This is a genomic window from Thermotomaculum hydrothermale (assembly GCF_016592575.1).
Classification (GTDB): Bacteria; Acidobacteriota; Holophagae; order Thermotomaculales; family Thermotomaculaceae; genus Thermotomaculum; species Thermotomaculum hydrothermale.
On sequence record NZ_AP017470.1, the window covers coordinates 1,405,188 to 1,431,641 of the forward strand.

Consider the following 26,454-nt stretch of genomic DNA (forward strand, 5'->3'; position numbering starts at 1 on the left):
CTCATGCAAAAAACGGGGCAAACTCAATTAAAAGAAAAAATATCATTTTTATTTTGTTAAAAATATAAAATTTTGTAAAAACTTTATTTCTTAAACTGAGGATTAGAGATTAGAATCATACTTAAGCTATGCGAAGGAACCCTCAATTACTAAAAGTGGACCTTCAGTCTATGTATTAAAAAATTAATAAATATGAAGTAATTATCTTAAACTTTGCAAACTGTGATATGGTTGGACACACAGGAGTTTTTGAAGCAGCTGTAAAGGCTGTTGAAACAGTCGACCAGTGCGTCGGGAAGGTTGCAGATGCCGTACTAAAAAACAACTGGCATATGCTTTTAACAGCAGACCATGGAAATGCAGAAAAAATGTATGATGAAGAGGGAAATCCATTTACAGCACACACTACAAACCCTGTGCCATTCTGTCTTATCTCAGAAAAATACAAAGGCAGGCGTGTAAAAAACGGAGCACTAAAAGATTTAGCCCCAACAATGCTTGAAATATTGGGGATAGAAAAACCAGAAGAAATGACAGGTGAAAGCTTAATAAAGAAGTAAAAAACAAATTACATTTTTTGAAAAAGAAAAAGGGGGATTGAATCCCCCTTTTATTTTTGTTTTTCTTGGTTTTGTCTTTATTGCACTTACTTGCTTACACCTACAACTCCACAGAGTACATTGTTGTGTTTATCCCCTTTGATTTCAACTCCTATAAGTTTTTTGTTGGATTCTACTATTACATAGTTGCCTGCTACCTTGCTTGCTTCTTTAAATTCATTGTCAAGAACTACTTTTGCCTGGCTTAATGCAGGGATGTGGATTATCTTGCTCTGGGCTTCTTCTCCGTCTCCGTTTATGAGTTTTATTTGAACTGTAGCTTCTTCTTGTTCTGTGTTTACAAGGCTTAAGCCTGTCCAGTAGCCTTCTTCTACACTGTCCGGGAAGATTAATTTATAGTTACCTTCTGTTGCAAGGCTTAAACCACATATTCCACCGCCTTCTTCGCCGTTTACATACGCTCCGTAGACTGATTCTCCAATAAAGGGGCTGTCTCCTTCTATCTTTATCCAAGCAACATTACCGTAATATTGCGCATAATCGTTTTCAAGCAGGCCTTTTTTCTTCTGGCCGGCGGGGATTGTTAGTTGCTCCTGACCTAAAAGCTCTCCGTTTTCACTATAGAAAGTAAGAACATAATGGCCGTCTTCCTCTCCTACATTGGTTATTACATACCCGTACCAGAACATATCCGTTTCAGTTGGAATGTGAGCGATATAGCCTGTGTATACAGGTTTTTCGTATAACTCTACCATTGATATGTCACCGTTGAGCCTTTCGTAGAGTACGAGGCCGGAGATTTTTGCAGGCATTGAGAAGGGATCTATTGTCCTGCCTTGTATGTATCCCCACCAATCAGTTAAGTCTTCTGCTTTGTCGGTTGCTTTGTTATGGAATTGGGATAGTTCAAATACATCGTTCTCATTGGTTGTCAAAAGATTGTCGTTGTAGTATACGCTGTTTAGCATCGGGTTGGAGATTATAAGGTATGTGTTCCATAAATCTGTCTCTTCAGCTACATGGGATACATAGAGGTTGTCTCCTATATTGTTGCCAATGTAATCTGAACAAAGTTTACCGTCTCCTTTCAATTCAACATAGAATAGGAGTTCCTGATCACTTACTACTTTTGCATTTGCACTTAAGCTGGTTATGTCAAATGTCATTTTACCGTTTGCAGAAAGTGTGTATTCTTCGCTTGCGCTACCCTGACTATTTTCACTGCTTTCAATACTAAAGTGTGCTGCGGTTTCGTTTGGATTGATAATATCTAAATAACCTGTCTGATTGTTGGCATTGATTAAGTTTACTATTGAGGATAGGTCTATACTAATTGGGTTTCTCCTCCCAACGTGTATAAGTGCGCTCATTGGTTCTGAGAGCTGGCCTTCGTCATCCTTAATTGTGAGTTGTGCAGAGTATTCTCCTTGATTGGGATATACGTGGTCTATTTGAGGAACATCTGTTACAACATCGGTGTTTCCGTCTCCGTCAAAATCCCAATAGTATTTTAAAATCGATCCTCCGTCAGGGTCGTATCCTTCTGCTGTAAAGTGTACTGTTAATGGTTTGACTCCTATTGATGGTGTTGCTACGAAGTTTGTTATTACCGGATTTGTTTCTTCTACATAGACAACTTTTATTTCCTGGTCACCGTGAATATTACAGAATGTGTAAGTTGTCTGATTTCTGGAAAAGTTGGTTGATCTACCGTTTATGTATAGTTCAGATATGTGGGTGTTTGGATTACCGCTGAATTCTACCATGTAACAGCCGTATGGACTGCATACTGTGTAGTCTCCACTTCCTTCCCCGTTTGCAACCTCTACATGGATAGTGTAATGGGTGCATTGAACTATTGTTTCTGCAACTCCTGATGTGTTGTTGCTTGTGTCAGAATCATTTGTGTTGCTTGTTACTGTTGCAAAATTGTCTATTGCCGTTCCTTCTGATACATCATCGTTGATTGTTGCTTTTATTTGTATTGTTCGCGATTCTCCATTGGGAATGGTTCCTATGTTAAGTTGACCACCCCATATGTTCCAGGTTGCTCCATTGTCAGAGGAGTATAAGGCATTGGCAAGTTCTGCTGGCAGTGTGTCGTTAATTGTTACATTTTCTGCATAAGATGGGCCGTTGTTGGTTACTGTGATTGTGTAAAGCAATTCTCCTCTCGGGTATTCGTTAGCCTTATCAACACTCTTTGTTATACTTAAATCAGCATTAGTGGTTATAGTTGTTGAGACATCATTGCTTGTGTTGTCTGAACTGTCTGGATCACTTGTATCACTTAATACACTTGCTGTATTGTGCAAAACTGTTCCGTCTGCTGTATTTGATTTTACAGTACCTCTAATTAGAATTTGAGCATTAGAACCACTTGCTATTGTTCCTAAATTTGCACTTCCTGTCCATGCTGTCCAGGTGTTTCCATCGGTAGAGTATTCAACATTTTCCAATTCAGAAGGAACATTATCTGTCACAACAACATTCTGCGAATCACTTGGGCCGTTGTTGGTTACTGTTATAACATAGGACAAAAGGCTTCCAGCATCCACAGACGAAGCACCACTCTTTGTTATGCTTAAATTCGCACTTGTGGTTACCGCTGTGTCTGCTGTAACACTGTTGTTAGTTGTATCAGGGTCTGTTGTATCTGTTGTTACACTTGCTGTGTTATTTATCGTTGTTCCTTCCGCTGTTGAACTATTTACAGTGCCTCTAATTAAAATCTGGCTGCTTGACCCACTTGCTATTGTTTCTAAATTTGCACTTCCACTCCACGCTGTCCAGGTGTTTCCGTCTGTAGAGTATTCAACATTTTCCAATTCAGAAGGAACATTGTCTGTCACCACAACATTCTGCGCATCACTTGGCCCATTGTTGGTTACTGTAATTGTGTAAGTTAATGTATTTCCTGCTGTTACAGGGTCTGGATTATCTGTTTTTGTTATGCTTAAATCTGAACTTGTATTCACTGTTGTGCTTGCAGTAGCACTGTTATCAGAAGTATCTAATTCATCTGTATCTGTTGTTACGCTTGCAGAATTATCCAATACAATTCCATCTGATGTTGAACTATTTACAGTACCTCTAATTAGAATCTGGCTGCTTGAGCCACTTGCAATTATCCCTAAATTTGCACTTCCGCTCCACGCTGTCCAGGTGTTCCCATCAGTAGAGTATTCAACATTTTGTAATTGAGAGGGAACGGTGTCTGTTACTACAACATTATATGCATCACTTGGGCCATTGTTGGTTACTGTAACTGTGTAGGTTAATGTATTTCCTGCTATTACTGGATCCGGATTATCTGCTTTAGTAATACTTAATTCAGCATGCCCAGGTTCCTCAGATGAGACTGAATAAAAACTTGATGGGTCATTCTGGTTTTCATACTCTATTTTAATCCAATCTCCACTTCTTCCTATATTAGAAATTCTGACTTCATCAATTGTCCCCTGAAAAAGGAATGCATCTGCCATTCTGCCAATATAAATTGGAGAATCATTAGTACAATCAATTAAAGACCCTGTCCCAATTAAATTACCGTTTAAATATAATGCCGAATTGCTACCATCAATTACAGCTGTAACAAAATACCATTGGCCTGCTGCAATTGTATCAATATCACTTGCAATAGAACTACCATTGGTACCATCCCCCGCTTCAATTATTAATTTTCCGTCACTTGTATTCCATGAGTTTATAAAAAGCCTAAATCCAGCGCTTGAAGCCTCTGCGTTACCGTTAGAAACAATTGTATTTATATTTGATTGACCTCCATAGTATATCCACGCTGATATTGTAAGAGGCGGTGATAAAACAACGCTTGATGAAGTAGAAACATAATCATCAACCCCATCAAACTCGTCTGCACCATCAATTTTACCTGAAGTATCTTGATTTACTCCACCAGAAGGTGTTGCATCAAGGGCATTAGATGTTGAATCGTAATGAGTCCCTGATGTCTCCTGCAAGTGCTGTACCATTTTGTAATTTGCCTCCCAGGTATCTGGTGAAGAAGGGTCAGTATTTACAGAAACACTTCCATAGTACATGTAAATTATAGTTCCTGTTGAGAGAGTTGGGATTTTTACCCACGCTACCAATTCACCTGTAGCCGGATCATATTTTTCAATCTCATAAGAAAGGTCTGTTGAACCGTCACTTGCAGTGAATTTTATATCCCAACCATTGTCATTTTGAACATGACCACCGTTTGTTACTGTTTTTAAATCAGTATCAGTTATATTGATTAACACAGGGAAGTTTGTTTGAGAAGAAGGGATTTTATTTATATCTGAAGTAAAAGTAATTTGCTTCCTGTAACTATAGCCAAATTCCCAATTCTCCCCAGCAGCAAAAGAGATAAAGGAAAAGGTAAAAACAAAAACCATTAACGCAAGTATTTTGATTTTCAAAAATTTTGTAAAGATAAAGCCTGAAAAAAAACTTTCATTGTTTTTCATTCCAGCACCTCCTTCTTATTTATACAAAAAAATTGTCCATCTTGTTGAAGTTTCATTTATTATTATATATCATTTATTCTGTCTTTCAAACTCTAAATTGGAAAATAACAATATCTCCTGATTATAGCCTGAGATTGTTAAACCTGTTAAAGGTTGGTCTGAAATAGCCTCTACCCTGTCAATAAAATCGCTTTCTAAATTTGAGAAAAAGTCTTGCAAAACTCCTACTGCACGCTGATTTTTAGGAATTGTAATTTGCACAGAGTCAACAAGTTCTCCATTATTGTATGCATTTAATGTAACACTTGCATCGCTATCAGATGAATTCATTAAAGCAATACCACTCCAGTTCAGGTTTTCGCTTTCTGTTTTTGGCATGTTTAAAACGAGATTGTAAGAAGCATCTGAAGATAAAAGAAACTCTGCAACTCCACCATCTGCTGATTTAAATGCCTGCCTTACTGCAATATTATTCGGCACTTCAACATAACCGCATTCAGGGGAAAGGTTTTTAAAGTCATTTAATTTTATTATTATCTGGCTATTGGGAAAGATTTGATATACCTTGCGATCTAACACCTTATTTCCATTAGAAAACAATGTCAAGTTAATCTCAACAGCCGCATTGGTTAAATTATCCAAAATAAGAAAATTCTGCCAGGTATTCCACTCGTTTGCTATGTGGGGGATTAGCACCTTCCCTGCTTCAGTTTCTGATACCCCCTGAGTGAATAAAAGGCTTTTGTTCCCTTTTCCTGAAATTATAATGCCGTTTATTAGGGAATCAGATTTAACCTCAATCCTTGATAGGTTTGAATAATCAACATTATTAAAGTAATTTTCAACCAATCCAACAGATTTACCAAAGGGGATTAGTGAAACATTAGTCTGGTAAGTTGTAGAGCTTAAAGGTTCATAGCCTGTTAAATTGCAATTGGTATTTAAATTCTTAACATTTTGAAATGCAATGCCTTCCCAGGTTAAAGTATCTGCTGAATATAAAGGCATGAGAAAATTTATTTTCCCCGATGAAACACCTTTCAAATTAAAGGCTGCAATCCCCCCCTCTGTTTTGGAAACAAAAAATTCCCTTACAGAAGTGCTCTCTCCAACCTTTACAAAACCGCTGTCTCCTTCAAGATTAACCTGTTTCTGCTCGTAAGGGTTTACATTCACTTCAATCTTTTTTAAAAAATTACCGTTTTCAAACAAATAGATTTTTGCCTTTTTGTAGGTTTCAGACAAATTGTCAAACACAAGGTAACTTTCCCAGTATTCACTATTGTCAATGTGGGGGATAAAGAGTGTCTTTTGAGTTGTGCCTTCAACTCCTAAAAAAATATTCTTAGTTATTTCAATAGGGTCTCCAAAGTTCATGTTTAAAGTTAGTTTAATTGTGTAATTTCCTGGTGTTAACCCTGTTGTGTTCCAGAAGCCTAAAATCCCGTTTTCAACAGGGTTTGAAACTTCATTTGTTATTTTAGTCCAATTTTGCCCATCGTCAGCCTTTGAATATGAAAGAGAATAGGTTGAAAACCTTACAGGAGATTGTTCCCCATAATAAATAAAAGCGGTTCCTTCTATTGGAATAACAGAATTTATACTTTCACTGACAGGGATATCTAAATCTGCATCTACTATAAATGCATTGTCAAAGGCTTTAAGGGTATGGTCATGTAATGTGTTTGCAAGTAGGATTACCGCATCGTCCCTTGCAACAATGTCTCCCCCTAAAATTGTAGAGTTTATAAATAAATCAATTGATTGTTCATTTGCCACAGCATGGCTAAACAATGCTGATAAAAGGAATGTAGTTGTTATATTTGAATTCGTAAAAAAATAGCCTCCTGTTCCATCAATCATAGCCTTCCATACTGAACACTTTGTCCCGCTTAAAACACCTAATTCACCTATAACAGAGTTTTCCAATTTTATTTCGTCTGCCCCATACTGATACACATTAAAAACATTTACCCTTGTGTTCACATAGCGTATAGTCATTTGATTTATTGGCAAAGTGTAATCAATAAAATATTGCTCATTATTGAGCCCTGTTATATCCCAGTAGTCTTCTGCATCAGCCATTATCCCTGTTGTCATCATTTGAGAGTCTTTAATAGTTACATTGGCACCTTTTTTTACCATCATTCCCCAATTTATATTGTCGCAGTTTTCTATTACCAAAGAGCAGGAGACATTTTCTATCCCTGAGACAGAGTTTGAAATCTCAAAATTATTCACATGATTTCCATCAGGAAAGGTTAAATCAACAACAGAACCATCTCCGAAAACAGGCCATAGCATGAAAGGACCAGGACAGTCTCTCAGAGTTAAAGAAGAGTTTTCATCAAGAACCCATTCAAGTGGGTTTGAGTTTTCAACAGTGGCAATAGCGTTTCCAAATAAAGCAGTGGTTACTCCGTTTTCAAACTGTGTGTCTGTAATATTCCAACTGCCGTTTTCTGCAATCCCCACATTCCAGTTAAATCCGTTTGAATTTATAGTTGAAGAATTAAAATTAACAGAAGCACTCCCATAGACAGTCATTCCATTGCTGTAAGTAAACTTGCTAACAATATTTAGAGTACTGTTTTCAACACTAAATTTTCCATTGTCAAAAACAAAAATATCCCCGTACAAAACAACAGAAGCATTGTTAAATGTTAATTCCCCGCTATTCATAACAATTATATTTCCTGCAATAACCTGTTCCCCTGTTAAGGTTACTTTTTCATCAGGGCTGGTGTATCCTATTACAAGATCGCCTTTTTTTATTCCTTTAAACTTTTTCAAATTATTTTTTTGAACAATAAGCGGTAATGAAACAGAATTTAAATTTGAAGAAATTGTATTTTTAGAAAATTCAGGTTTTTCCAAATTCAAAGCATAGGAATTTTTTTTCAAAGTATCCGAAAGAAATTTAATTTTATCATTAACACCCAAGGCAAAAACTAAATTAAAGGTCAGAATTAAACAAAAAATAAAACCTGATACCTTTTTTATCCTTATCATATTTACTCCTCAATTAAAAAGCTTTATTTAAGTTTATTTTAAATAAAAAAAACTTTTATGCAATTTATTTGACTATTTCTCCTGTAAGCCTATAATTTATTTTATGAGAAAGCAGGAAGGTTACACTTTAGTTGAACTTGTAATAATTATTGTAATCTTAAGCATAATAGGGTTTATTGCTATCCCTAAATTTGCCGGCTATTCAGAATCTATACTTGTAAAAGATGCAAAAAAATTAGAATCATACTTAAGTTATGCCCAGGAGCTTTCAATGACAAAAAGTGAACCTTACGGCTTATGCTTTAACACATCTGCAAAAACATTTTCAGTTAACAAAACCGATTGTTCATCGTCAAACATTATTAAATCTCCCGAAGACAGAACCAGTGAGCTTATAATCAACCTTGATTCAAATATAAGCATTTCTCCATCAGGAACAACCTCAATCTTTTTCAATAAAAGAGGTGCACCTAACCCAGATGGAATAACAATAACTCTAACCTACAATTCAAAGTCAAAGGTTGTTAAGGTTGAGCCAAAAACGGGGTTTGTCTATGAACAATAGGGGGTTTACATTAATTGAAACAGTAATTTCCATAGTTATTGTCTCTGTGGCAATAGTTGGGATTCTTTCTGTAATTTACAATGTTGAACAAAAAGGGATTGACCCGGTAATGGAGTTAAAGGCCTGCGAACTTGGACAGGCAATGCTTGACGAAATAATGCTGAAAAGATGGGATGAAGATACCCCTTTAGGGGGTGGACATATAGATACTTCACTTGCAAATATAGGTACTGAAAGCGGAGAATCAAACAGGGAAGATTTTGACGATGTTGACGATTATGACGGATACTCAGATGGAACATCAAGCGAGCCTTTAAAGGATGAGGAAGGAAATGTTTTGTCAGGGTTTACTGGCTTTTCAAGAAGTGTTACTGTAAGCTTTGAAAAACCAAATGGTGCACCTTCGGGAATTGATGTGAAAAACTATAAAAAAGTAACTGTAAAGGTTACCCTTCCAACAGGAGAGGAGATAAATTTTGTTTCGTACAAAACAAATATCTAACGGCTTTACATTAATTGAGTTAATCATCGTAATAGTTATTACCGGGATTGTGGCAGGTATTTTGTACCCTGTTATTATGTATGGGATGAAATCATCAAAGCAGTTTAACGAGGCAAAAGAGTTAAGTTTAAGAGCAAGGCTTGCAATTGAAAGGATAAGCAGGGATTTAAGGTATGCAATCCCAAACTCAATAAGGGTTCACAGCGTAAATTCAACAAATGACAGTATTGAATTCGGGGATTCAATATTTCAATCTCACTATTCAACTATAGATGGCACTTCTTCCCCCTACACATTAAATGACGACACAGGGCTTACAATCCCCACAGCAAACTATATCTCCATTTACAACACAAATGCAGATAATTTTTATTCATACCCAAACTCTACATCTGTTTTTGATGTTACATCAATCTCCGGAAGCCAAATCCAATTTAACGCAAATCAAAAACCCTATTCCCCAAACCATCGATACTCACTCTTCAATACCTGCGTATGTTATTCACTGGATACAAATGGAATTTTATATAGATATTCAGGGTACAACCCTTCTCAGGATTTTCAAACAGATGCAAGTGATAAAAATATTCTTATCGACAATGTTCAGGGGGTGGAGTTTAAGTATTACCCTGGAAATCTTTCAAATGCTGCATTAGTTTCAATAACTCTAATAGTTAAAATAGGTGACTCCCAATTAACCTATCACCAGGAGGTACATATAAGAAATGTTCCGTAGTCAAAAAGGAATCTCTGTTGTTACAGCAATCTTTATTATTACCGTAATTGCCATTGTTGGAACAATATTAGCGGTGCAGGTAATTACCCAATCTGAAGAAACAGGAAACGAATACCTTTCAACTCAGGCTTTATACTATGCTGAAAGCGGGGCATACTCTGCAATGATAGATATTTACACAAACAACTCTTTAACTCAATCAACATACGATTTCGGGAATGGAAGAGCAAATTTAACGGTAAGTCAAAACGGTAATTTGTGGATTATAGAAAGCGAAGGGATATGTGGAGATACCTCAACTGAAAAATATGCAAGAAGAAAATTAAGAGTTATTTACCGCCATTAAATTAAATCAAAGCCTTTAAAACCAAAAATCTGATAAAATTAATAATCAAACTTATTGGAGGATTTATGGAAAAGCATATTGAAAATATCCAAAAATCAATAAAGGCAAAGGGAATTGACGGATGGCTTTTTTGCGATTTTCACCATAGGGATTTAATGGCTTACAGAATATTAAAACTCCCTATCACCTTTACCTCAAGGAGATGGTTTTACTTTATCCCTGCCGAAGGAAGTCCGAAAAAACTTGTATCAAAGGTTGAATCAACAAAATTAAACGAGCTTCCCGGTGAAAAGAATACATACCTTTCCTGGAAAGAGTTGCACTCTCAGCTAAAAAACATACTAAGCGGAGCAAAAAAAATAGCAATGCAGTATTCCCCTATGAATAATATTCCATATGTTTCTGTTGTGGATGCGGGAACTATAGAACTTGTTAAATCAACTGGAGTTGAAGTTGTCTCTTCCGCAGATTTAGTGCAGGAATTTGAAGCAATTATAGACGAAGAGGGGTTTAAAACACACCAGGAAGCAGGAAAAATCATTCAGGATATTAAAAACAGAGCATTCATAAAAATTAGAGAAGCAATAGATAAAGGGGAAAAACTAACAGAATATCAATTACAGCAATGGATAGTTTCAGAATTCCATAAAAACAACTTAACCTGTATGGATGAACATCCAATTGTTGGAATAAACGAACACCCGTCAGACCCACATTTTTCTCCAACAGAGGAAAATTCGTATTATTTTAAAGAAGGAGACAGGGTTTTAATTGATTTATGGGCAAAGCTTGACAAACCCGGAGCTATATTTTACGACATAACCTGGTGTGGATTTGTGGGTAAAAATCCACCTGAAGATTATGTAAAAGTATTCAATATTGTTAGGGATGCAAGAAACGCAGCACTTAACTTTGTTAAAGAAAAATTTGAAAAAAAAGAAAAGATTTTTGGGTATCAGGTTGACGATGTGTGCAGACAGGTAATTATTGATGCAGGTTACGGAGAGTATTTTATACACAGGACAGGGCATTCAATCGGAGAAGAGGTGCATGGAAATGGGGTAAACATAGACAACCTTGAAACAAAAGATGAAAGAGAACTTGTTCCCGGAATATGCTTTTCAATTGAGCCTGGAATTTATATCCCTGGCAAAGTTGGAGTAAGAAGTGAGATAGATGTATTTATAAAACTTGATGGAGAGGTTGTTGTTGTAGGTGATATACAGCAGGAGTTGATTCTCATATAAAACTTGATTTTTTAGGTTTTCATCCCTAAAATACAATAGATATTTTTTGGAGGAGGAGAGAATGAGTGAAGTATTAAACAAAGTAAAAGAAATTATTGTTAACCAGCTTGATGGAGTTTCAGAAGACCAGATTACAGAAAACTCAAATTTTATTGACGATTTAGGTGCAGATTCCCTCGATATTTACGAGTTGATAATGGCATTTGAAGACGAATTCGGGATTGAAATCCCCGACAAAGAAGCTGAAAAAATAAAAACAGTCGGTGATGCTGTAAAGTATATTGAAGAACACATAAACTAAAGTATGAAAAAGAGAGTTGTAGTTACAGGTATAGGGTTGGTGTCTCCCTTGGGAACAGGGAGTCATGAACTTTACCAGAGATTTCTAAACGGTGAAAATGGAATAAGAAAAATTACAAAATTTGATACTGAGGGTTTTGCAAGCAAAATTGCAGGTGAAGTCGATTTTGACGAAGGTGCTTTTATCCCCCCTAAAGAGTCCAGAAAAATGGATAATTTTATCAAATACGCAATTGCGGCAAGTGAAATTGCGCTTGAAGATTCAAAACTTAAAATTGATGACTCAAATTGTAATGAAATAGGAGTTTTGGTTGGATCAGGAATAGGGGGTTTAAACTTCATTGAACAGCAATATAAAACTTTAATGGAAAGAGGACCAAGAAGAGTCTCCCCATTTTTTATCCCCTCTGTAATTATAAACCTTGCATCAGGCGCTGTATCAATAAGGTTAGGGGCAAAGGGGCCCAACAGCTCAGTTGTTACAGCCTGTGCAACAGGGACAAACTCAATTGGGGATGCTTTTAAAATTATCCAGAGAGGGGATGCCATTGCAATGATTGCCGGCGGGTGCGAGGCAGCAATAACCCCCCTTGCTGTTGCTGGATTCTCTCAAATGAAAGCTCTCTCAACAAGGAATGATGAACCTGAAAAGGCATCAAGACCCTTTGACAAAGAGAGAGACGGGTTTGTAATAGGAGAAGGGGCAGGAATTCTTATTTTAGAAGAATTAGAACACGCATTAAACAGAGGGGCAAAGATTTATGCAGAGATTGTTGGCTATGGAATGAGTGGAGACGCTTACCATATAACTGCCCCGGCAGAAGATGGAGATGGCGCAAGAAGGGCAATGGCAGCAGCAATAAAAGATGCTGGGATTAAACATGAACAAATTAACTATATCAACGCCCATGGCACCTCAACCTATTACAATGATAAGATTGAGACAAAGGCAATTAAAGACCTCTTCGGGCAACACGCTTATAAAATTAAAATCAACTCTACAAAATCAATGACAGGGCATCTATTAGGTGGAGCAGGTGGACTTGAAGCATCAATTCTGGCACTTACACTTTTTACAGGGAAAGCACATCCAACAAGAAACCTTGAAGTAAAAGACCCAGAATGTGATCTTGATTATATGCCAGGTAATGCACAGGAAATTAATCCAGCTTACGGTATGTCCAACTCATTTGGATTTGGGGGAACAAACGCCAGTATTGTAATGAAAAAATTTAAAGAATAAGATTTTTTAAAAAAGCCCCGAATAATCGGGGCTTTTTAGTTTAGTCTTTAGTCCTTTGTTTTGTATAAATTATATTTTTAAGCTATCTAAAAAATCAGAAAAAACAAAAAAAATGTATATATTTTAATCTTTTTTATTTGACTTTTATAATATTGAGAATTAAAATATTTAAGATTACGGAGGTTAACATGCCAATATATGAGTACAGGTGTGATAATTGCGGATACCAAAATTCGGTTTTACAAAAAGTGAATGAACAACCACTCACCATTTGCCCAAAGTGCGGAGGGAATTTTAGAAGGCTTGTTAGCGCTCCATCAATAAGATTTAAAGGAAGTGGATTTTACATTACTGATTATAAAACTAACTCTAATCCCTCTGCGTCTAATAAAAGTGCAGAGGGCAACAACACAGCCCAAAAAGGCCTACCAAAAGAAGGCTCGCCGAAAAAAGACACCCTCGCATCTTAGGCTCGCCTGAGGTGGCCAACCGCATAGAAAGCCCCGCTTTGACGGGGCTTTCCTTCCTTTTATAGTTTTTCAATGGTGACTAAAAAATATTTTTCTCCTTTACTATAAACTATCTTTACCTGACAAAGATAATTTTTTCCATTAATTTCAATATTCCCGGAAAAAGCTCCTGGATAAACCATTGAATTCTTGTTAAGCACAGAAATAGCATACTTCTTTGCTTCCTCGACAGACAAATCTGACTCTACAGTATTCTTCATAACAAGGGAAAATTCTTGATTAAAAACAAAGACAGGGTTGGTTGAGGCTATCAAATTCTCAAACTCTCTACCTAAATCTATATAAGCTTTTCTTTCCGTTATATTTCTAACAATAGCCTGAGTATAGGTATACCCCCCTACCTGAAACTTGCTTAAAGTCACCTCGCTATCAAAAAGAGTTCCATCACATTTCCTGTGAACCCATTCAAAAACCTTATTTCCACTAACTGTTGCCTCATCTATCATTTTAAGAGCACCTTCTTCAGAAGGGATACCGTTTGGCTGAAACTCAGGGGAAAAATCAAAAGGAGTTTTTCCTATAATTTCACTTTTTGTACACCCAAACATTTCCTCTGCCTTTTTATTACATTCAACAAAAGTTGCATTTTTCATCAAAAAGATTGCGTCAGACGCAAATTCAAACATACTTTTAAACTGATGGTATGCCTTTTCCTCTTCTGTTGGCAACACCTTTTTAAAGAAAACAGATATGCCGTTTAATCCTGAAACAATATAAAAGTTAAATTCTCCTTCTACATTTGGAATTTTATAGTTAAAAATTTCGCAACTTCCGTTCAATAAAAAACTTTCCTTTAAAATAGCCACAGTATTCTTATCAAAAAGGACATCAGGTTCAAATAATCCTAAAACCTTAATTCTCTCAATTCTCTCTTTAGTTAAAATATCTAAAGCTTTTTTATTGAAAAATTCCAGGCTTAAAAAATCTCGTGAAAAGTAAAGGACTCCTGTTTCAGATAGGTCTATAATTTCAGACAACATTTTACTTTTTTTCATAATGTTTCCTAAAAAATCAGTAGTAGGACCATCGAAAAGCACCAATCCTCCTACCGCTTCTTTTCCTGAAACCTCAACACGCCTTAATAACTCAAATATATACCTTTCCTTTCCCTCAAAAAACACAGGCCTTATCTCTATTGCATAACCATTCTCTTTTATCTTCTGTAAAGTAGTTTTCTCAGGATAATCTACTGAATTTAAAAATCTCTCAAAAGATAAATTTTTGTAAATAAAATTCCCATCAAACTCTTTTAAAAAAATCCCAGCAGAACACAATGATAAAACCTGAGACAACAACCTGCCTCTTTCAACAATGGAATTTATTAAATCTGTATTGTAAGTAATATCTATCGCAAGTATTATAAAAAAATCATCTGCTTTCTGAATGAAAAACACAAAAGATTTTGTTTCTCCATTTAGCATTAACCTTTTCTCAACTGATACACCCTTTAAGTAAACAGGGCTTTTATCATCTATCTCTAAAAAGTCAAAAATATCTCCATAATTTTCCTCTAATTCTCTCATTAAAGGAGAAAGGTATATGCTTTCATTATTTTTGTTAAATATCCCAAAGGGTATGTTCAAAACATCTATCAAATCATCAATTATCATAGAAAACTCTCCAATTTTTTTATATTTTAGCATAAATTTGTGTTAAATTATTTCTGGGGGTTGAAAATGGATAACGGAACAAAAGCGCCTATTGAACACAGGATTTTCACAAACAGAAATTTAAAGTTAAAAGGCATAAAAGCTGTAGGCTTTGACATGGATTACACCCTTGCAAAATATCGCTCACCTGAAATAGAGAAACTCACCTTTAAAAAATCAATTGAAAAACTTGTATATGAAAAGCATTACCCGAAAGAACTTCTTGATTTTGAGTATGAAGAAAACTTTGCAATAAGAGGTTTAATTTTTGATATAAAGCATGGAAACATACTAAAAACGAACAAATTCAGGTATGTAAAAAGAGTCTACCATGGCTTTCAAAAGTATTCGAAAAAAGAGAGGAAAAACCTATACACAAACAAAAAGCTTGACCTTGCTTCTGACAATTATAGAGCTGTTGATACCCTTTTTGAAATTCCTGAAACATATCTTTTTGCAAAACTAATTGACTATTTTGACAAATCATCGGCTAAAAGCCAATCTTCAAGCTATAAATGGCTCTACGATGATATTAGATGGGCTGTTGATTTAGTACATAGAGACGGAACACTAAAAAGTATTATAAAAGAACACCCTGAAAAGTACATAATTAAAAACAGCATGCTCCCATTAGCATTAAATCACTTTAAAAAAAATGGAAGAAAACTCTTTATTGTTACAAACTCAGATTACAACTACACAACATTTGTAATGGAATTCCTGTTAGGCAAAAATTTTAGAGACTTTTTTGACATAATTATTTACAGCTCTTCAAAACCTGACTTCTTTACTAAGAGAGAACCATTTAAAATTATTTCAGAGGGAAGGTGCTTTGAGGCTGAAAAAGGAAATATTTATCTTCTGGAACAAAAATTAGGAGTTTACGGAGATAGCATACTTTATGTTGGAGACCATATTTATGGAGATATGCTTAAAACAAAACAAACATCAGCATGGCGAACAATGATGATTATTCCTGAGTTGTGCAACCACATAAAAATTAAAAAAATGCTAAAAGAAGATGCAAAAAGGCTTATAAAAATGTTTGAATTAAAAAACAGGACAAATAGGCGACTTGATCAGACAATAGAAGAATTAAACAAACTTATAAAAGAAAAGGAAGATGAATTTGACAATCTTAATTTACAAACAATTAAAGAAATAGACTCAAAAATAGAAAAACTTACAGTTGAACAGAATAAATTAAATAAAAAATTAACCGAATTATTAACTAAAATTAGAGAACTGGAAGAAGAGATTGATAAAGCATACAACCCATATTTTGGAGACTTATTTAAGGAACAGAATGAACTTTCCCTTTTTGGGGACCAGGTATTAGACTTTGCCTGCACATATACCTCTGATTTAACAAACATTTTATACTATTCACCAACTGAATACTTCCACACCCCAGTTCAACTTATGCCCCACGACAAAGAACCTGAATTCCTTGATATTGAAATAAGTGAATTAAGCGAAAACTAATATGTTTGCAATTGCCATTGCATTCCTTTTAATAATGGGAGTAATATCTGTCCCTTTTGCAAAAAAATCAAAAACCAAAGAAGGTTACTTTGTTTCTTCAAGGGGGCTGAAAACTGCCACCCTCTCCTTCACCCTTGCGGCAACAACAATTGGCGGTTCGGCAATAGTTGTATCTTTAAAGTTAATTGAAAAGTATGGAATTTCGGGAATTTTCATGGATATTTCCGGGGGAATAGGTTTAATTTTACTCTCCTTCACACTGGCTAACAGAGTAAGGGGCACAGGGGCATTAACCCTTCCTTCTATTCTGAAGACAAAACTAAATAGCCCTTCATATAAAGCAATATCCATAGCCTTGATTTTAGCTGAAATCTGCTGGCTTGCACTTTCAATAAAGGGAATACAGATTTTAGGAAACTTTTCAACAGGAAAAACTGCGATGATAACATCTCTAATTGTTGGCTACTCTTTAATAGGTGGTCAATGGAGCGTTTCTAAAACAGATATAATTCAATTTTTATTAATTGTAATTGGACTTATCCTATATTTAATCAACCCTTTGTCAACAAAAAAACTTTTCTTAAAAATCCCGGACTTTTCTCTAATTTACCTCTGCACTTTGATGCTAATATCACACATTATAGGCCCCGATATATATTCAAAATTATTGTCTGCAAAAGATGAAAAAACTGCAAAAAAGGGGGCTTTTTTTAGCGGCGTCTTAAAGATTTTGTTCTCAATCCTGCTTATCTGGGCTTTTAAAAATGGATTTTCTTTAAAAAGCTTAAATGCTTTTGTTTTTTTAACTGTATTTTCTGCAATTGTATCCTCAATAGATAGTATGCTCATTACCTCAACCTCTATTATTTGCGAAGATATACTTTCAATTAACAATAATAGAGCAATGAAACTGGCAACTGTAATTATAGGGGCAATCTCTTTTCTCCTTGCTATTTTTACCCCGAACATAATCTCTCTTCTTGCATCTGGCTATACAATACTCTTAGTTGCAATAACATTCCCCGCACTTTCATTTTTTCTTTTTAAAAAAGTAGAGAACAAATCATTTTTAATACCTGTTTTTGCTTTCTTTGTTTTTTATGCTATAACAAAATCAACCGAATTTTCTTTTTTTTCGTCTTTATTTTTCGGAGGGTTAACACTTGCCTATACTAAAATACACAGTTAGTAAAAACATAGACTTAATTAAACTGGCAAACATAAAGGGTATAGATTCTCAAAACCTAAAAAAATCCCTTGCAATAGGGGGAATTTTAGTAAACAACAAAAGAATAAAAAAAATTGATACAAAGCTTAAAAAAGGAGACAGAGTTTCAATTTGTCTTGATGAAAACCCGCCAGAGTTTGAGTTTTCAAAAGATTGGATTGTTTATGAAGATGAATACCTGATAATAGTAAACAAACCACAGGGAATAACAACTCAGGGGACAATGTGCTATGACATTAACCACCTTTACTATTTTGTTAAACAATATTTAAATGGCTATGCTGGGCTTCACCACAGGCTTGACAGGGATACAAGCGGGCTTGTTTTGTTTACAAAGAAAAAGGAAGTAAATAAAGAGGTTGCAAAACTATTCAAAAACAGGGAAATAAAGAAATACTATATTACCATAGTGCACGGAAGATTAGAGAGAAAAAAAGAAATAAATCAGCCTATAGGCTTAATACCTGAAAGCAACCCCAAAAAATGGTGGGTAAATATGCCGGAGTCAAAACAAGCAATTACCATTGTAAAACCTATTGAAGTATTGAAAAATTTCACTTTAATTGAAGCAATGCCTTTAACAGGAAGAACGCATCAAATAAGAGTTCACCTATCAAGTATAGGCCATCCAATTTTAGGAGATAAATTTTACAATCAGGAAGAAAAAAGCAACTATTCACTTATGCTACACTGCAAAAAACTTGAATTTAATCACCCTGTAACCAAAAAAAAGGTTACAATTGAAACTGATATGCCTGAAAGGTTTAAGGATTTGCTAAAAAAGGAGAAAGAATAAATGGATTATAAGCCTTATAGAATTATAGAAATTTACCCTGAATTTGAAATAGAAGAGCCAGAAAAAAACCTGAAATATTTGTTAAAAAAAGCAAATGAAAGACTTACAAAAAAACAAAAATTTTTATCTATAATCCTTTTTTTTATAACATTTTTTATAACAACCTTTATAGGCGGGCTGGATTACATCTCCTTTTACAAACTAAACTACCCTTTTTTTAGCATCAAATTCTGGCTTGGGGGATTGTGGTATTCACTCCCTTTAATGCTAATACTTGCATCCCATGAAATGGGGCATTTTTTAACCGCAACCTACTATGGAATTGACTGCACCCCACCATACTTTATTCCTGCACCAACATTTATTGGAACATTTGGGGCATTTATTAAAATTAAATCTCCTTTTCTATCAAAAAGAGAGTTGTTTGATGTGGGGATAGCAGGCCCTCTTGCCGGATTTATAGTTGCAGTGCCTGTGTTAACTTTGGGAATTATTCTCTCAAAACCAGCAGGTCATATTGTTAACTCAAAAGATGTTATAACCTTTGGTGAACCGTTGCTTTACAAAATAATAGTGCTTATAAAATACGGAACAACAAAGGTTGATTTAATTCTTCACCCAACAGGATTTGCAGGATGGATTGGTTTGCTTGTTAGTGCTTTAAACCTTCTCCCTGTAAGCCAGTTAGATGGGGGGCATATTTCATATGCTGTTTTTGGTAAAAAGAGTTTCTTAATTGCCTATGGCCTTGCATTTGTTTTATTTATCTCTTCTTTTTTCTATTCAGGCTGGATTATATGGCTTGTTCTTTTGATTATTTTAGGGATAAAACACCCTCGCTTTTTCTTTGAAAACGAGCCTTTAGACAAAAAGAGAAAGATACTTGCATTAATTGCACTGTTGATTTTTTATCCTCTCATTTGTGCCAATACCTGTTAAATTGTAAAAAACAAAAAAGGCGGCAAAAAGCCGCCTTGATTTTTTACTTTTTTAACTATCATTGTTTTCCTATTAAGGAAAACATAAATGTTCTATCAAGGTCTCCGCTTACCTCAATTGCTATTATCGAGGTATTGGAATGGTAATAAATGTAATCGGTAGACTCAATTTCAACATCTGAAAACAAATCTTTCACCACACTCTTAAACCTCTGCATTGACCCTAACTGCACATCTTTAGTTGATTTTACTGTCCCATCTGCTGCCACGAGTTCAATAGTTATGGTTGCATTAACATCTGAGGGATTGGTAATTGCAATTCCATTCCAGTAATTTTCCCCTGTAATTAATTCTGGTAAATACCCTTCAGAAGTTGCTATATATGGCAATAGGTATCCACAGATACCACTTGCAACAGTTCCGTAAAGTTCTATCCCAAATATCGGCTTGTCAGAGCGGATAATACCCCATTCTGCACTACCGTAAGCATCACCAAACAAATCACCTGCCAATCCTTTTAGTTTACTGCCTGCAGGAATTGTTATGCCAACACTTCCCACTGATTCACCAGTCTTAGAATAAAGGTCAACGGTTAAATTTGCATCCTCGGCATTCGGATTAACAATGGCAAAACCTGTCCAGAAAATATCTGTCTCTTCAGGAATATGAGGAATAAAAAGAGTCATGCTGCCTGAAGAAGGAAGTTCAACTCCTGCACCGTCAGTGTTATTGTGTTGAAAAATCTCAAACCCGTTTAAAGATTCTGTACCCCCAAAAGGATTATTGGATACAGATTCTACAGTTCCCCAGGTTTTTGCTTCGTCAATCTGGTCTCCTAACACTTCTTCAAGGTCAATCTGAGTAGAAAATTGAGAAATTGAATACTGTTGCTGCAAGCTGTTTACAGTTACAGATAAATCTGTTGACTGAAGTGAAGAAACAAACATACTGGTTTCCCAGTAATCTGTTTCTTCAGCAATATGCGGAATATACAATTTGCCGCTAAATTGAGGTAAAAGATAGGAAATCATCTGACCTGAATCAGTAATAATTCTTGCAGACGTAAGTACATAATTGTCACTATTAATTAAAACATTAGCATATCCATCTGTATTATAAGTATTAGGATTGTAAACAAACTTCCCCTTACCGGATATTGTGTAATTATCTGTTTTAACATTATCTCCAGAAGAATCGTAGTATTTTACCTGCATATTAACAGACTGGTCAGAACAATTCAAAATGCTTGTAACAGTATTGGCAATATTCACACCTTTTTGTTTGGAAGATGCTTGCAACGGAATTGGAATTACCATATTAAAACTGCTATTTGCCGATACTATAATCTGAGTATCAGTACCACCACTATTTTTTAACCTCGCATGACTTACCTGTCCTTCATCGTCAATCACAGTGACATCCACCCAGTAAGTATCCGGTTTTGAAAAAACATAATTGCATGAACCGACAAAAGTCGTAACTGTGTCATGATAATTAGAGCCATTAATATGCCACACATATTTAACAATGTCCCCCCCATCTGGGTCGTATGCATCGCAGGAAAATTCTGCTTGAACTGGCAACACCTGGTTTAAATTCTCCCCTACAGCGGAATTTATTATAGGCGGCAAAGAGTCTGCAAAACGAGCTTCAATAGTGTGGTTTGCGTCCACATTCTCAAAAGTATATGTGTCAACTCTGCCAACTGGCTCTCCATCAACAAGAACATCAAGGATAAAGTATCCTTCATCCGGGGTAATTGTAAAGGTAATATCATCACCTGAGTTTACAGTAACTTCTCCAGATGGGTCAATTGAACCGTTCGGACCCGCAGTTGCAGTAATAGTGTATGTACTTGCATTAAATTTTACTTCAATAGTATGGTCATTTGTAATATTGGTAAAAGTGTAAGTTGAAACTGCTCCTACGCTTTGCCCATCAACAAGAACATCCTTAATTGAATAATCACTATCTGGTGTTATTGTATAGGTTTTATCTGAACCAACTGTTACAGTTGTTGTTCCAGAAGGCGAAATACTGCCACCTGTTTGAGCAGTTGCTGTAATCTTACACTTAGATGATATCCTTACAATAAACATATCGTCACTGCCGTTGTAATCCGGATCATAACTATCACTTGTAACTGGGAAATCTGAAGAAGATGTTGTACCTATTACATAGATATTGCCTAAGGAATTTACCGCAATATCATAAGAATAATCATCTAAACTGCCGCCTAAAAAGGTTGAAAAATTAAACCCTGTTCCATCAGATTTAATTTCACTTACAAAACTATCAAATCCACCTGTTAAAGAGGAAGATACAGCATCTGAAGTTGTGGGGTAATCAGTTGAATTTGTGTATCCTGTAACAAACATATTGCCTGAACTATCAAGTACAATCCCCCTTGCAACATCGTTACTACTCCCCCCTAAATAGGTTGAATAAGTTAAAGCGCTTACATCAGAATTAAACTCCACAACAAAACTATCAATTGTTCCTTGTAAACTTCCACTTATAGCCCCACTTGTAGTTGGAAAATCATTGGAGAAAGTATAACCTGCAACATAGATATTACCTGCTGAATCAATATCTAACGCTTTAGCCTGGTCTGAGTCACTTCCGCCAAAAAATGTTGCGCAAACAATATTGCTTCCAGTTGAATTTAATTTGAGAACAAAACCATCTCCACTACCATTGTTAGTTGTACTATAAGCACCTGAAGTTGCCGGAAAATCAGAAGAATAAGTAATTCCAGTTATAATTGCCTCTCCAGAAGAGGTTACTGCTAAACTGTAACTATAATCTTTCCCTGCACCACCAATATAGGTAGAATACTCAAGACTGCTTAAAGTTGGATTTAATTTGGTAACAAAAGTATCATAATCACTACCATTTAAACTTGTTGAATATGCCCCACTTGTAGTTGGAAAATCAGTAGATTTAGTATAACCACTTACAAAAACATAACCAGAAGTATCGACGGCCAGAGCATAAGAGGCATCATATCCGCTTCCACCTAAAAAAGTTGAATAATTTAAATTGCTTAAATCTGGATTTAAACTTGAAACAAAAGCATCCAAACCCCCGCCATAGGTTTCGCTGTACGCACCAGATGTAACAGGGAAATCGGAAGAACCTGTATAACCTGTTACCCACACATTTCCTGATGAATCCAGAACAATTGACTCCCCATAATCGGCACTTGCCCCACCTAAATAGGTTGAACTTAATAATTTTCTTCCGTCTGCACTTAATTTGCAAACAAACACATCATTGTTGCCAGAATGAGAAGTGCTATAAGCCCCACTGGTGGCTGGAAAATCTGAGGAAGATGTATATCCAGTAACATAAATATTACTATCAGAATCCAACACCATTCCTAAGGCATATTCATCTAAAGATGCACCAACATAACTCCCCCAGCTCATTACCGGGTCTATAATTAGAGTTTTGCTTTTATCATAATTAGCAACAGTAAATGAATATCTTCCATTATCAAGTATTTTAAACTGAACTGGGACAAAGACCTTTTTTCCATTTAAAATTTGAAATGCGAAAGGTTTGGTAATTAGCAGAATTGCATCTTCAAACTGAGCCCTTAAATCTCCTCTGTTATCGATAAAAAGTCTGTTAGAACCAGTTTCCATAACTATATTGTCAGGATCTGCATCAGGCTTAACAATAACCCTGTACTCTAATCTATCCAAAAATCCCAGATATTCCACATCTATCCCTTTCCATACCTCAGAATAAACAAGCTTCTTATAGGTTGGAATGTTGGTAAGCCATTCCTCCTTTTTACCAATAAAAAAATTTACAGAAGCATCTGTTGCTTCCTCAAGGCGGGGTACTACCTTTTTTTCAGTATTTTTTGATCTTTTTTCTCCAAAACCCAAACCTAAAATAAACAAATTTCTATACAAACCTTTTTCATCCCAGCTATTCTCACTGGAAGAGAAAGTTATTCTTTTAAACTTACTGCTATTACTATCCTTTTTAACTGGCACCCCTATAAACACACCTTCAGGTGTAAATTTCACTTTACCCTTCAATGTCTGAACGAAAGCAACTGTATTATCCCCTCTATTTAATATAGCCTTTCCTTTTGTTCTAAGTTCAAATTTAGGGATAAAGTAAGATGGTGACAACTTTAAAATAAAGCCTTTTTTTTCAGAAAAATTTTTCAACTCCTTCGCTATGACTTTCCCTGAAGTTGTTGAAAAAAGAAAAAAACAAAAGACTAAAAAACCCCACGCACAATAAAAAAACTTTTTCATTTTCTCCTCCTGAGTTAATAAAAAAAAGCAAAAAATTAATACCAAAAAATTTCTCAAATGGATAAGTTAATTAGAATATATCAATAAATAAAAATTTTTCAAAAGAAATATTCAAAAAAAATCAAAGAAGAGATTCAAATCACATTTTAATTCCCTTTATAAAATAAGATAAAAAAACAATCAGGATTAAGCTGGCACAAAATTTGCTGATAATATTAATGCGTTTAAAGAATATGTCATTCTGGCAGGGGGATGTTTTGAAGGATTTTATTAAGGAAAACCACAAAGTAATATTTGTTTTTCTGCTAACAACAGTCCTGTACTTTTACGGTTCAAATAAAATCCCCCTTTTAAATAGAACTGATTCAAGGTATGCAGAAATAGCAAGGGAAATGGTTATAAGCGGCAATTATATTGTCCCAAAGTTAATGGGGACACCTCACCTTCATAAACCACCTTTAAGTTACTGGTTTATGGCACTTGGAATGAAAATTTTTGGTATAAATGAATTCGGAGTGAGATTTTTTCAAATAATTTTTGCAATTTTGTCACTTTTCATAATATATTTAATTGCAAGAGAACTATTTGATAAAGAAAAGGCATACTGGACGCTTATCCTCTCATCAACCTCTCCTGGAATTTTCTTTACATCAAGAATTCTTGCAACAGATATATTCCTTTTCTTTTTTGAATTAACGGCATTTTATTTTTATTTAAAATTTTACAAAACAAAAAAGGAAATACTACTATATCTTTTCTGGTTATCATTAGGTTTGGGATTTATGACAAAAGGGCCTGTTGCAGTTGTTATCCCTCTTTTAATACTTGTTTTAATATCCTTATTTAAACTTGATTTTTCAGAAATAAAACCGCTTTTTAGATTAAAATATCTCCTTACCTTCTCTGTAATAGCCTTCCCATGGTATCTTTACCTTATTTTTTCAGACAAAAAAATACTTGAATACTTTCTAATAGACCAGCTTTACGCAAGAATTGCAGGGATAAAAGGCACAAAAATAGGACACCCAAAGTCTGTTTACTATTACTTTGAAATACTACCGATTTTAATACTTCCCTTTTACATACCTTTTTTAATAGCAATAATTGAGAAAATTAGAAAAGGGATTTCTAACAGAGATTTATTTTTAATTACCTGGTTTTCCTTTCCGTTGATATTTTTTTCAGTTATACTTACCAAACTACCGACTTATATTTTATTTTCAATCCCGCCTGCAGCAATGCTTACAGCAGACTGGATTGAAGAGACAAAATCAAAATTAAAGTGCCTCTGGCTAACCGCTGGACTTATACCGTTTTTATTTCTTTTAAATACCCGCTACCTAAACATTTCATCCCAGATAAACAGGGAAATAGTAAAACTTTCTATAATTACAGGAATATTGATTCTATTTCTTTCAATTATAAAATTCATTAAAAATAAATGCTTTAAAGCATTGTTTTTTATTTCTTGGACAATCCTTTTTATTTTTATTGTTAAGCTTTTTATTTCCTACCCCCAACTTCTAAATTCAAACAAAAAATTAGCATATATTAGCAAAGAATTTTCTCATAGTGGTTTTACCTTTGTTTCTTTTAGACAGTATGCATTTCAAATTCCATTTTATACCCACGGAGAAACCCCTTATTATTGCGACATTAAAATAGAAAAAGAAATTTCCCCTTTTAAAAAAATTATAAGCTGTAAAGAGTTAAAAAAATTGTGGGATAAAGAAAATTTTCTAATTCTTGTTTCAAAAAAAGACATAATAAATTTAACCGATTTGGTTAAAGACTGCTTTGTCCTTGCAAAAGATGGAAATAATTTTGTTATTTCCAATAAACCTCTGTGGGGTGCCAACATAAACTGGAAAGAAGGGGTTAAAACTCATAGATTAAAAGCACCTGTAAACCTTATGCAATTTGTAAAAGTATCTTTTAATAATGCCCTAACAAAAGCAAAACAGGCAATTGATAAAGAATACAACCTGCACGACTCAGAACTTGCTATTATAAAAAACAGGGTTTACTATGAGTTTGAATTTGTTAAAAGAGGAGATTTTTTTGAAGTACATGTTGATGCATACACAGGCAATATATCAATAAAAGAACCAGTTAACGAGAAAGCTGAATTTACTGAACATGATTTAAAAAATCTCTCAAATATTGAGAAGGGTGAAGCAAGAAAAATAGCATTAAATTTAATTAAAGGCAAAATCCTTGAAGAAGAAATTGAAATTGAAAACGGGGCTTTGTGCTATGCGTATCACATTGAACATAATAACAATGAATACGAAATTTTAATTAATGTTTCCAATGGACTTCCCTTTAAAATCTCTTTTGAAAAACAAATGTAAATGGGGATTTTAAATTATGAATTAGAATTTTAGATTCTTAATTCTAAATGCTGAATTAAGGTAGGGTTTCTTTAAATTAAAAGTTTTTTCCCTCAATTAAGAATCCATCATTCAACATCCAAAATCTTAAATTAAACCCTGTACTTATTTTAAATTTTACCCCTTATTTCAATTTGTTCAATACATCAAATCACTCCAAGTCACGACATTT

The 26,454-nt window shown here is 34.8% G+C and carries 18 protein-coding genes; 14 read left to right on the forward strand and 4 right to left on the reverse strand.

Annotated elements, in window-relative coordinates:
- Positions 1-182: 182 nt before the first annotated feature.
- Positions 183-560, forward strand: a complete 378-nt coding sequence (locus TTHT_RS06450; protein ID WP_269089409.1) for an alkaline phosphatase family protein — start codon at positions 183-185, stop codon at positions 558-560.
- 86 nt (positions 561-646) lie between these two features.
- Here TTHT_RS06450 and TTHT_RS06455 read toward each other — a convergent pair whose 3' ends face one another.
- Complete coding sequence (locus tag TTHT_RS06455) at positions 647-5,032, reverse strand: DUF2341 domain-containing protein (protein ID WP_201327159.1); 4,386 nt, start codon at positions 5,030-5,032, stop codon at positions 647-649.
- A 69-nt stretch (positions 5,033-5,101) separates the two neighbouring features.
- Positions 5,102-8,044 carry a hypothetical protein gene (locus TTHT_RS06460; protein ID WP_201327160.1) on the reverse strand — a complete coding sequence of 981 codons (2,943 nt, stop codon included), beginning with the start codon at positions 8,042-8,044 and terminating at the stop codon, positions 5,102-5,104.
- A gap of 103 nt (positions 8,045-8,147) precedes the next feature.
- On the opposite strand from TTHT_RS06460, the gene TTHT_RS06465 reads away from it, so the two are divergent.
- The 8 genes from TTHT_RS06465 (at position 8,148) to TTHT_RS06500 (ending at position 13,453) form a co-directional block, all read left to right on the forward strand.
- Positions 8,148-8,609 (forward strand): GspH/FimT family pseudopilin, encoded by a 462-nt coding sequence (locus tag TTHT_RS06465; RefSeq protein WP_201327161.1) that lies wholly within the window; start codon positions 8,148-8,150, stop codon positions 8,607-8,609.
- Positions 8,599-9,111, forward strand: coding sequence for a type IV pilus modification PilV family protein (locus TTHT_RS06470; RefSeq protein ID WP_201327162.1), 513 nt, complete (start codon positions 8,599-8,601; stop codon positions 9,109-9,111). The genes TTHT_RS06465 and TTHT_RS06470 overlap by 11 nt, the downstream gene beginning before the upstream one ends.
- Positions 9,086-9,847 carry a prepilin-type N-terminal cleavage/methylation domain-containing protein gene (locus TTHT_RS06475; protein WP_201327163.1) on the forward strand — a complete coding sequence of 254 codons (762 nt, stop codon included), beginning with the start codon at positions 9,086-9,088 and terminating at the stop codon, positions 9,845-9,847. Before TTHT_RS06470 ends, TTHT_RS06475 begins: the two co-directional genes overlap by 26 nt.
- The gene (locus tag TTHT_RS06480; RefSeq protein ID WP_201327164.1) at positions 9,837-10,193 is read left to right on the forward strand and encodes a pilus assembly PilX N-terminal domain-containing protein; all 357 of its coding nucleotides are present in this window, start codon (positions 9,837-9,839) and stop codon (positions 10,191-10,193) included. The genes TTHT_RS06475 and TTHT_RS06480 overlap by 11 nt, the downstream gene beginning before the upstream one ends.
- Positions 10,194-10,258: 65 nt before the next feature.
- Positions 10,259-11,440 (forward strand): M24 family metallopeptidase, encoded by a 1,182-nt coding sequence (locus tag TTHT_RS06485; protein ID WP_201327165.1) that lies wholly within the window; start codon positions 10,259-10,261, stop codon positions 11,438-11,440.
- A 61-nt stretch (positions 11,441-11,501) separates the two neighbouring features.
- Positions 11,502-11,741, forward strand: a complete 240-nt coding sequence (locus TTHT_RS06490; protein WP_201327166.1) for an acyl carrier protein — start codon at positions 11,502-11,504, stop codon at positions 11,739-11,741.
- Positions 11,742-11,744: 3 nt separating this feature from the next.
- Positions 11,745-12,983 (forward strand): beta-ketoacyl-ACP synthase II, encoded by a 1,239-nt coding sequence (gene fabF, locus TTHT_RS06495; RefSeq protein WP_201327167.1) that lies wholly within the window; start codon positions 11,745-11,747, stop codon positions 12,981-12,983.
- A 188-nt stretch (positions 12,984-13,171) separates the two neighbouring features.
- A complete protein-coding gene (locus TTHT_RS06500) occupies positions 13,172-13,453 on the forward strand; it encodes an FmdB family zinc ribbon protein (RefSeq protein ID WP_201327168.1) in 282 nt (93 codons plus the stop codon).
- Positions 13,454-13,512: 59 nt separating this feature from the next.
- Here TTHT_RS06500 and TTHT_RS06505 read toward each other — a convergent pair whose 3' ends face one another.
- Positions 13,513-15,123 (reverse strand): PAS domain-containing protein, encoded by a 1,611-nt coding sequence (locus TTHT_RS06505; protein ID WP_201327169.1) that lies wholly within the window; start codon positions 15,121-15,123, stop codon positions 13,513-13,515.
- Positions 15,124-15,189: 66 nt separating this feature from the next.
- On the opposite strand from TTHT_RS06505, the gene TTHT_RS06510 reads away from it, so the two are divergent.
- Genes TTHT_RS06510 through TTHT_RS06525 form a run of 4 tightly spaced genes read left to right on the forward strand, consistent with a single transcriptional unit; the run spans position 15,190 to position 19,610 of the window.
- A complete protein-coding gene (locus tag TTHT_RS06510) occupies positions 15,190-16,647 on the forward strand; it encodes an HAD-IG family 5'-nucleotidase (protein WP_201327170.1) in 1,458 nt (485 codons plus the stop codon).
- 1 nt (position 16,648) lies between these two features.
- Entirely contained in the window at positions 16,649-17,836 is a 1,188-nt protein-coding gene (locus TTHT_RS06515) for a sodium:solute symporter family protein (RefSeq protein ID WP_201327171.1), read from the forward strand.
- Positions 17,811-18,671, forward strand: coding sequence for an RluA family pseudouridine synthase (locus TTHT_RS06520; protein WP_201327172.1), 861 nt, complete (start codon positions 17,811-17,813; stop codon positions 18,669-18,671). The genes TTHT_RS06515 and TTHT_RS06520 overlap by 26 nt, the downstream gene beginning before the upstream one ends.
- On the forward strand, positions 18,672-19,610 hold the full coding sequence (locus tag TTHT_RS06525) for a site-2 protease family protein (protein WP_201327173.1): 939 nt from the start codon (positions 18,672-18,674) through the stop codon (positions 19,608-19,610).
- 58 nt (positions 19,611-19,668) lie between these two features.
- Here the strand turns inward: TTHT_RS06525 and TTHT_RS06530 are convergent, their stop codons facing one another.
- Positions 19,669-23,889, reverse strand: coding sequence for an SBBP repeat-containing protein (locus tag TTHT_RS06530; protein ID WP_201327174.1), 4,221 nt, complete (start codon positions 23,887-23,889; stop codon positions 19,669-19,671).
- A gap of 257 nt (positions 23,890-24,146) precedes the next feature.
- Here TTHT_RS06530 and TTHT_RS06535 point away from each other — a divergent pair, with 257 nt between their 5' ends.
- Positions 24,147-26,243 carry a glycosyltransferase family 39 protein gene (locus tag TTHT_RS06535; RefSeq protein ID WP_201327175.1) on the forward strand — a complete coding sequence of 699 codons (2,097 nt, stop codon included), beginning with the start codon at positions 24,147-24,149 and terminating at the stop codon, positions 26,241-26,243.
- Positions 26,244-26,454 lie beyond the last annotated feature (211 nt).